The organism is Streptomyces sp. NPDC096310 (genome assembly GCF_044763125.1).
Taxonomy (GTDB): Bacteria; Actinomycetota; Actinomycetes; order Streptomycetales; family Streptomycetaceae; genus Streptomyces.
Genome location: NZ_JBIWFO010000004.1, coordinates 281,658 through 291,459, shown reverse-complemented (window position 1 = coordinate 291,459; position 9,802 = coordinate 281,658). Strand labels below are relative to the sequence as shown.

4 protein-coding genes are annotated in these 9,802 nt (G+C 72.7%); 3 read left to right on the top strand and 1 reads right to left on the bottom strand.

Annotated elements, in window-relative coordinates:
* Positions 1–118: 118 nt before the first annotated feature.
* The 3 genes from ACIQ7D_RS12260 to fxsT all read left to right on the top strand — a co-directional run bounded on the left by ACIQ7D_RS12260 (position 119) and on the right by fxsT (position 5,811).
* Positions 119–1,309, top strand: a complete 1,191-nt coding sequence (locus tag ACIQ7D_RS12260; RefSeq protein ID WP_403936980.1) for an FxsB family cyclophane-forming radical SAM/SPASM peptide maturase — start codon at positions 119–121, stop codon at positions 1,307–1,309.
* Complete coding sequence (locus tag ACIQ7D_RS12255; protein ID WP_403936508.1) at positions 1,306–2,700, top strand: aKG-HExxH-type peptide beta-hydroxylase; 1,395 nt, start codon at positions 1,306–1,308, stop codon at positions 2,698–2,700. The genes ACIQ7D_RS12260 and ACIQ7D_RS12255 overlap by 4 nt, the downstream gene beginning before the upstream one ends.
* A gap of 78 nt (positions 2,701–2,778) precedes the next feature.
* On the top strand, positions 2,779–5,811 hold the full coding sequence (gene fxsT, locus ACIQ7D_RS12250; RefSeq protein WP_403936506.1) for an FxSxx-COOH system tetratricopeptide repeat protein: 3,033 nt from the start codon (positions 2,779–2,781) through the stop codon (positions 5,809–5,811).
* 131 nt (positions 5,812–5,942) lie between these two features.
* Here the strand turns inward: fxsT and ACIQ7D_RS12245 are convergent, their stop codons facing one another.
* Positions 5,943–9,791, bottom strand: a complete 3,849-nt coding sequence (locus ACIQ7D_RS12245; RefSeq protein ID WP_403936504.1) for a multifunctional oxoglutarate decarboxylase/oxoglutarate dehydrogenase thiamine pyrophosphate-binding subunit/dihydrolipoyllysine-residue succinyltransferase subunit — start codon at positions 9,789–9,791, stop codon at positions 5,943–5,945.
* Positions 9,792–9,802 lie beyond the last annotated feature (11 nt).

Below are 9,802 nucleotides of genomic sequence, written 5' to 3'. Positions count from 1 at the left end.
CCCCGGCTCCGCGCCGGGCCCCGGCTCCGCGCCGGGCCCCGGCTCCGCGCCGGGCCCCGGCTCCGCGCCGGGCCCCGGCTCCGCGCCGGGCCCCGGCTCCGCGCCGGGCCCCGGAGCCGTGCCCTTCGCGCAGTTCATCGTGAAGGTCCACGGCCGCTGCAACCTCGCCTGCCGCTACTGCTATCTCTACGCGGGCCCCGACCGCACCTGGCGCACCCGCCCCGCCGCCGCGTCGCCCGAGATCCTGGACCGCACGGCCGACCGGATCGCGGAACACGCCCACGCCCACGCGCTGCGCGAGCTGGCCCTCGTCCTGCACGGCGGGGAGCCGCTGCTCGTCGGCGCCGCGCGGCTCGGGGCCTTCGCCGACGCCGTACGTGACCGGGCGGGCCCCTCCCGTACGGTCCACGCCACCGTCCAGACCAACGGCACCCTGCTCACCGAGCGGGCGGTCACCACCCTCGCCCGGCACTCCGTACGGGTCGGCATCAGCCTCGACGGCGGACGGGCCGCGCACAACACGGCACGCACCGACCACGCGGGACGCCCGTCCTTCGCCGCCGCCGCGCGCGGCGCCCGGCTGCTCGCCGCGCACCGCCCGGAGGCGTACGCGGGGATCCTCACCGTCGTCGACCCGCGCACCGACCCGGTCGAGCTGTACGAATCCCTGCTGGAGCTGCGCCCGCCCGCGCTCGATCTGCTGCTGCCGCACGGCAACTGGACCAGCCCGCCGCCCGGCCTGCCCGCCGCCGGGCCCGGCGACCGGGAGCCGGCGGCCGCGGGCCCCGGCCGGCCCACCCCGTACGGCGACTGGCTGACCGCCGTCTTCGACCGCTGGTGGCGGGCCGGCCGGCGGGAGACCCGGGTACGGCTCTTCGAGGAGTGTCTGGCGCTGCTGCTGGGACTGCCGGGCGCGACGGAATCCCTGGGACTCGACCCGGTCAACGCCGTCGTCGTCGAGACGGACGGCGCGATCGAACAGGTCGACTCCCTCAAGTCCGCCTACGACACCGCCGCCGCCACCGGGCTGAACATCCGCGGCCACTCCTTCGACGACGCCCTGCGCCACCCCGGGGTCGCCGCCCGGCAGGCGGGCGCCGCCGCGCTGGCCGCCGCGTGCCGGGCCTGCCCGCTGCTCACGGTCTGCGGCGGCGGCCACTACGCCCACCGCTACCGCGCGGGCCACGGCTTCACCCAGCGCTCCGTCTACTGCGCCGACCTCGACCGGCTGATCCGCCATGTCGCCGCCCGGCTCACCGAGGCCGTCGCGCCGCCGGTGCCCGTATCCGCGCCCGGGGCCCCGCGGTGAGCGCCGCCGTCCCCGAGGAGGCCCTGCGCGCACTCGGCCGCACCGAAGGCGGCGCCGACGCGCTCGGGCTGCTCGTCCGCGACCAGCACACCCGCCGGCTCGTCCTGCTGCGGGCCCTGCTCGACGCGGCGGCCGACGCCCCCGCCGCGCTCTGCCCGCCCGCCGCGCTCGCCCGGCTGCGCGACGACTGGGCGCTGCTGGAGGCCGCCGAGCGGGCCGGTCGTACAGCCGTACGGGCCGTGCTGCTCTACCCGCTGGCCGGCCCCTGGGCGCAGCGCTGTCTGCACGGCCTGATCGCCGCGGGACCGGCCGACGCCCCCCGGCTCGCCGCCGATCTGGACCACTTCAGCGCCCTCGCCGCCACCGCCGCGCTCCGCGCCCGACTGCCCTTCCGGGTCCGGCTCACCGCCCGCGACGGCCTGCTCGTGCTGCCCGCCCTGGGCGCCCTGCGCACCGGCCGGGACGAGCCCATCCCGGTCGATGTCGCCCTGGCCGGAGGGCGGTTGACGTTACGACAGGAGGGCGCCGCGCCCGTCACCGTACGCCTGGACGCCGACGCCGGGGACGGGAGCGGTGACCCGCGGTGGCTGCCCGTCCTCGCGCTGCCCCCGGTACGGCCCGGGGCCGCCCCCGTACCGCTGGACGACATCGACCCGTACCGCTCCGCGGGCACCGGAGTGGCGCGGGGCGGGCTGTCCTCCGTCATCCGGCTCGACGCGCGCCACCGTACGCGGTGGGCGCGGACCTGGGCCGGGGTGGAGCCGCTGCTGCGGACCGGCGGCCCGCACCGCGTGGCGGAGGCCGCCACCCTGCTGCACTGCCTCGTACCGCTCGCACCGCCGCCCGGCTCCACCCCCGCCGGCGACGGCTCCGCGCAGTGCAGCGGCACCCGCCGCGAGGCGTTCGGCGCGGTCCTCACCAGCCGCCCCGCGACCCCCGCCTACTTCGCGTCGACCCTCGTGCACGAACTCCAGCACACCAAACTCGCCGCGCTCGCCGCCCTCACCCCGCTCCACCACGAGGACGGCGCGCCCCGGCACTTCGCGCCCTGGCGCTCCGACCCCCGCCCCTTCGACGGGCTGCTCCAGGGCGCGTACTCGCACATCGCGCTCGCCGACCACTGGCAGCGCCTCGCCCTCGGCGCGGACCGCCTCGCCGTCCGCGACCAGGCGTGGGCCGAACACGCCCGCACCAGCGAACAGGTCGGCGCGGTCCTGCCCGTGCTGGCCGGTTCAGGGGCCCTCACCAGGGAGGGACGCGTCCTCGTCAACGAGATGATCTCGATGTACCACCGGCTCGCCGACAGCCCGCCGCCGCCCGGCCACCGCGCCCGGGCCGCCTCCTACGTCCGTACGGCACGGATGATCTGGCGCCAAAGGAACGCAACGTGAGACGGCGCGCACCAGGATGGATCCGAGCCGGTCCGGGGTATGTTAAAAGGGCGTATGACGATGCAGGGAGACGGTCGAATGCCCGGAGCGCGTAAGTCAGTTGGAGCTACCGGGCCCCGGGCGGTCACGATCAGTTTCGCCGGGTACAACCGCCCCTGGGCGGCCTGGATCGGCGACCGTCTCGAACGGCGCGGACTGACCGTCTCCTACCAGCGGTGGGACCCGCCGGACGACATGACACTGACGCAGTGCCTGCGCGACCTCCTGCTCGCACCCGGCCCCGTGCTCGTCGTCGTCAGCCAGTGGTACTTCCAGCTCGGCCCGCGCGGCCACGACGAGTGGAACACCGCGCTGCGCGAAGTGGTGGCCGCCGAGCGCGACCGGTTCTTCGGCGTCTCCGTCACCAACGAGGCGGAGAAACTGCCCGGCGCCGCCGCCGTCTTCGCCGCCGTCGGCCTGGACACCGTCGGCGAACAGGAGGCCGAGAGGCGGCTGCTGACCCAGCTCGGACTGACCACGGAAGGGCTGCGCGAAGGCGAGCCCGACGGGCCCCGGCGCGGCCCCCGTTACCCCGGCGAGTCGCCCGACATCTGGGACGGCGTCCCCCGCCGCAACACCCGCTTCACCGGCCGCGAGCCCCTGCTCGACGCCGCCCACCACGCCCTCCAACAGGCCGCCAGGGGCGCCGGGGTGGTCACCCTCCACGGCATGTCCGGCGTCGGCAAGACACAGCTCGCCGCCGAGTACGCCCACCGCTTCGGCGCCGAGTACGACGTGGTGTGGTGGGTCTCCGCCGACAAGCGCGTCACCTGCCGCCAGCGACTGGCCGCACTCGCCCCCGCGCTCGGGCTGTCGACCGGCGTGGAGTACGGCGAGCGGCTGCGGGCGGCCCGGGACGCGCTGCGCCGCGGCGACCCGTACAGCCGCTGGCTGCTCATCCTGGACGGCGCCGACGAACCGGACCAGATCTGGGACCTCGTCCCCACCGGCCCCGGCCATGTGCTGATCACGGCGCGCAACCCGGAGTGGGGCGAGCACAACAGCACCCTGCTGGAAGTCCCCGTCTACGACCGCACGGAGTCGGTGGCGTTCGTCCGCCGCCGCGCCCCCCGCCTCACCTACGACGAGGCGGGCCGGCTCGCGGAGGCCCTGGAGGACCTGCCGCTGCTGCTCGACCAGACGGCCGGCTGGCTCAACGACTCCGACATGTCCGTCGAGGCCTACATCGACCTGCTCAAGGACGGTGTCGACCAGGACGTCGTCCGGATCTCCAGCGACTTCCCGCTCGCCTTCCAGACCGGCTGGTCGATACTGCTCAACAAACTCCGCGAGACCGTCCCCGAATCGGTCGACCTGCTGCGCCTGTGCACCTTCTTCGCGCCGGGCGCCATCCCCGTACGCCTGGTGCGCGACCTGCCCCCGGACACCCTCCCCGAGAAGCTGCGCGGCCTGGTCGACGACCCGGTGCGCTGGGCGCGCGCGATCAACAAGCTGCGGCAGTACGCGGTCGTCCGGGCCGCCGGGGTCGGCGAGCGCGAGGTCCACGACGCGGTCAGCGAGCCCTCGCTCGCCGGCGCGGCGGGCGACTCGCTCTACATGCACCGCATGGTCCACCAGATCGTCCACCAGGACATGCCCTCGCAGGACCACGCGGAGTTCATCGAGGTGGTCCGCCGCGCACTCGTGGAGGCGGACCCCATGCGCCCCACCGACACCCGGCTGTGGCCCCGGTACGCGGAGATCACCCCGCACCTCAAGTGGGCCGACGTGCTCAAGAGCACCGACCCCGCGATGCACACCCTGGTCCTCAACTGCCTGCGCTACATGTACCTTTCGGGCGAGTACCGGGCGGGCATCAACCTCGGCAGGCGCGCCCTGGACGCCTGGCGGCGGCTCCTCGGCGAGACCCACCCGAGGATCTGGGACCTCAGCTACCACTACGCCAACCTGCTGCGCGCCGTCGGCGACTACGCCGGTACGGAGGCCATCGAGCGCGCCGCCGTGGAACACCTCCGCGAGGAACGCGGCGAACAGGACCTGGAACACCTGCGGGCGGCCGGCGGACTCGCCGCCGACCTGCGCGGCCTCGGCCGGTACGACGAGGCGTACGAGATCTCCCGGGGGCTCCTCACCTCCTTCCGCGAACTCCTGGGCGAGCAGGACTCCCGTACCCTCAACGCCCAGAACAACCTGGCCATCTCGCTCCGTCTGCTCGGCCGGTACAAGGAGTCCCTGGAGCTCAACCGCCGCACCCTGGACGCCCGTCGGCAACTGCTCAGGCCGCGCCACAGCTGGACCCTCTACTCCGAGATCAACTACGCGACGGACCTGCGGCTCCTCGGCCGCTACGGCGAGGCCGAATCGATCCAGTCGCAGAGCGCCCGCATCCACCGGACGATCCTCGGCCGGGACAACCCGCAGACCCTGCGCGCCGAGTTCAACCTCGCCCTGTGCCTGTACCGCTCGGGCGAACGGGGCCGGGCCGGGGCGCTGTTCACCCAGGTCCTGGAGAGCTGCGAACGGGTCCTCGGCGAACGGGATCCGCTGACCATGATGTTCGCGGCCGGCCAGAGCTGCTTCGCCCGCGAGCACGGCGACATCGACCGGGCCAGGGACATAAGCGAACGGGTCGTCGACGGCTATGTGACGATGCTGGGCGAGGGCCACCCGTACGTCGCGGGCACCCGCTCCAACCACGCGCTGGTCCTGCGCAGCGTCGGCGAACGCGACCAGGCGCTCGACCTCACCGAGAACGCGCTCACGGACATGGGGCGGGCGGTCGGCGAGACCCACCCCTGGACCCTGGGGTGCGCCATCAACACGTCGGCGCTGCGCAACATCACCGGCGACCCGGAGCGGGCGGCGGCGCTCAGCAACGAGACCGTCGTCCGGGCCACCGAAACGCTGGGCCGTACCCACCCGCTGACCCTCTCGGCCCGGATCGCGCACGCCTGCGACCTGCGGGATCTGCGGGACGGGCAGCGCGCCGAGAAGGTCGAACAGGAGGCGCTGGACGACCTGGTGACCACGCTGGGCGCCCAGCACGTCCACACGGTCGCGGCCCGCTCCCGCAACCGCCCCTACTGGGACTTCGAGCCGCCGCTGACCTGACGGCGGGGGCGCGGCCTCAGGGGGACGGGCACGCGGCCGGGCCCGTACGCACGGGGCTTCGAGCACGCCGGAGGGCCCGGCCCCGCGTCACAGTGACGCGGGACCGGGCCCTCCGATCCGTTCCGTACGGGTCAGGCGTCGAAGACCTCGCTGACGAGCTGCGCCTGCTCCGCCTGGTGGCGCTTGGCCGAGCCGACCGCCGGGGACGAGGAGTGCGGGCGCGAGATGCGCCGCAGCCGCTCGCCGTGCGGGATGTCGGCGCCGACCGCCAGGTCCAGGTGGTCGATCAGGTTGAGCGCGATGAACGGCCAGGCACCCTGGTTCGCCGGCTCCTCCTGGGCCCACAGGTACTTCTCGGCGTTCGGGAACTTGGCGATCTCGGCCTGGAGCTCCGCGCCCGGCAGCGGGTACAGCCGCTCCAGGCGGAGGATCGCGGTGTCCGTGACGCCGCGCTTCTGCCGCTCGGCGTCCAGGTCGTAGTAGACCTTGCCGGTGCAGAAGACGACCTTGCGGACCGCGGCCGGGTCCACGCTGCTGTCGCCGATCACCGGACGGAAGCCGCCGGTGGTGAACTCCTCCGCCGTGGACGCCGCCGCCTTCAGACGCAGCATCGACTTCGGGGTGAAGACGACGAGCGGCTTGTGGTGCGGGTTGTGGACCTGCCAGCGCAGCAGGTGGAAGTAGTTCGACGGCAGCGTGGGCATCGCGATCGTCATGTTGTTCTGCGCGCACATCTGGAGCAGGCGCTCGGGGCGGGCGGACGAGTGGTCCGGGCCCTGGCCCTCGTAGCCGTGCGGCAGCAGCAGCGTGACGCCGGAGGTCTGGCCCCACTTCTGCTCGGCCGACGAGATGAACTCGTCCACGATGGTCTGCGCGCCGTTGACGAAGTCACCGAACTGCGCCTCCCACATGACCAGCGCGTCCGGCCTGGCCAGGGAGTAGCCGTACTCGAAGCCCATCGCCGCGTACTCGCTGAGCAGCGAGTCGTAGACGTTGTAGCGGGCCTGCTCGGCGGTCAGGTACTGGAGCGGGGTGTAGTCCTCGCCCGTGCCCTGGTCGACCAGGACCGCGTGGCGCTGGCCGAACGTGCCGCGGCGGGTGTCCTGGCCGGAGAGGCGGACCGGCGTGCCCTCCATCAGCAGCGAGCCGATGGCCAGGGTCTCGCCCATGCCCCAGTCGATCGTGCCGTCCTCCACCGAGGCGGCGCGGCGCTGCATCTGCGGCATCAGGCGCGGGTGGACGGTGACCGTGTCGGGGATGTTGACCTGCGACTCGGCGATCCGCTTGACGACCTCCTGGGAGACCGCGGTCTCCACGGCCACCGGGAACTCCGCCTGCACGTCCGGGACCTGGACGGGACCGGCGTGCGAGGTGGCCTCGCGGACCTCCGCGAAGACCTTCTCCAACTGGCCCTGGAAGTCCTGGAGCGCCTGCTCCGCCTCTTCCAGCGTGATGTCGCCGCGGCCGATCAGCGACTCGGTGTAGAGCTTGCGCACCGACCGCTTCTTGTCGATCAGACGGACCATCTGCGGGTTGGTGAACTGCGGGTTGTCGCCCTCGTTGTGGCCGCGGCGGCGGTAGCAGATCAGGTCGATGACGACGTCCTTGTTGAACGTCTGACGGAACTCGAAGGCGAGCCGTCCGACGCGGACGACGGCCTCCGGGTCGTCACCGTTCACGTGGATGATCGGCGCCTCGATCATGCGGGCCACGTCCGTCGCGTACATCGACGAGCGAGAGGACTCCGGGGCGGCGGTGAAGCCGACCTGGTTGTTGATCACGACGTGGACGGTGCCGCCGGTGCGGTAGCCGCGCAGCTGCGACATGTTGAGCGTCTCGGCGACGACGCCCTGGCCCGCGAAGGCCGCGTCGCCGTGGAGCGCGAGCGGCAGGACCGTGAAGTCGGTACCGGCCTTGTTGATGATGTCCTGCTTGGCGCGGGCGATGCCCTCCAGGATCGGGTCGACCGCCTCCAGGTGCGAGGGGTTCGCGGCCAGCGAGACCTTGATCTGCTCGCCGTCCAGACCGGTGAAGGTGCCCTCGGCGCCCAGGTGGTACTTGACGTCGCCGGAGCCGTGCATCGACTTCGGGTCGAGGTTGCCCTCGAACTCGCGGAAGATCTGCGCGTACGACTTGCCGACGATGTTCGCGAGGACGTTGAGCCGGCCGCGGTGGGCCATGCCGATGACGACCTCGTCGAGACGGGACTCGGCGGCGGAGTCGATGATCGCGTCGAGCAGCGGGATGACGGACTCGCCGCCCTCCAGCGAGAACCGCTTCTGACCGACGTACTTCGTCTGGAGGAACGTCTCGAACGCCTCGGCCGCGTTGAGCCGGCGCAGGATCCGCAGCTGCTCCTCGCGCTCCGGCTTGGAGTGCGCGCCGCGCTCGATCCGGTCCTGGAGCCACTTGCGCTGCTTCGGGTCCTGGATGTGCATGAACTCGATGCCGGTGGTGCGGCAGTACGAGTCGCGCAGCACGCCGAGGATGTCGCGGAGCTTCATCATGGACTTGCCCGCGAAGCCGCCGACGGCGAACTCGCGCTCCAGGTCCCACAGCGTCAGCCCGTGCTCGGTGATGTCGAGGTCGGGGTGCTTGCGCTGGAGGTAGTCCAGCGGGTCCGTGTCGGCCATGACATGGCCGCGCACGCGGTAGGAGTGGATCAGCTCGAAGACCCGGGCGGGCTTCGTGACGTCCTCGTCGTGCGAGGCGTCGATGTCCTTGAGCCAGCGGACCGGCTCGTACGGGATGCGCAGCGCCTGGAAGATCTCGTCGTAGAAGTCGTTCTCGCCGAGGAGGAGCTGACTGACGATCCGCAGGAACTCGCCGGAGGCCGCACCCTGGATGACGCGGTGGTCGTACGTCGACGTCAGGGTCATGACCTTGGAGATGCCCAGCTTGTTCAGGGTGTCCTGCGACGTGCCCTGGAACTCGGCCGGGTAGTCCATCGAACCGACGCCCATGATGACCGACTGACCGGGCATCAGACGCGGTACGGAGTGCACCGTGCCGAGGCCGCCCGGGTTGGTCAGCGAGACGGTGACGCCGGTGAAGTCGTCCATCGTCAGCTTGTTGTTGCGGGCGCGCCGGACGATGTCCTCGTACGCCTGCCAGAACTCAAAGAAGTTGAGCGTCTCGGCCTTCTTGATGCCGGCGACGACGAGCTGGCGGTCGCCGTTGGGCTTCACCAGGTCGATGGCGAGACCGAAGTTGATGTGCTCCGGCTTGACCAGCGTCGGCTTTCCGTCGCGCTCGGCGAAGGAGTGGTTCATCGACGGCATGGCCTTGATCGCCTGCACCATCGCGTACCCGATGAGGTGCGTGAAGGAGATCTTGCCGCCGCGCGCGCGCTTCAGGTGGTTGTTGATGACGATGCGGTTGTCGAAGAGCAGCTTCACCGGGACGGCGCGCACGGAGGTGGCCGTGGGCACTTCCAGCGAGGCGTTCATGTTCTTCGCGACGGCGGCCGACGGGCCGCGCAGCGTCAGGTACTCGGGCCCGGCGGGCGTCTCGGCGACGGGGGCCGCCTGCGCGGGCGCCGCCTTCGCCGGGGCGGCGGCGGGCTTCGCGGGCGCCGGGGCCTGGGCCGCCTTCGCGGGGGCGGGCGGTACGGCGGCGGGCTTCGCCGGAGCCGGAGTGGGCGCCGCGGCCGGAGCGGGCGCCGACGCCGTGGCCTGAGCCGGGGCGGCGGGCGCGGCGGCCGGGGCCGCCTTCGCCGGAGCCGGTGCGGCGGCGGCCGGGGCCGCCTTCGCCGGGGTCGTGGTGGCCTCTTCGGACCTGCCCGACGCGCCGGGCGTGCCCGGCTTGTAGTCGGCGAAGAAGTCCCACCAGGCACGGTCGACCGAATTCGGATCCTGGAGGTACTGCTGGTAGATCTCGTCGACAAGCCACTCATTGGCTCCGAAGGCGGCGGCAGGGTTGGTGCCCTGACCCGCTTCGTCGGTCGAGATGCTCGCGTTACTGGGGGACTGAGACGACACGGCGTGAACCG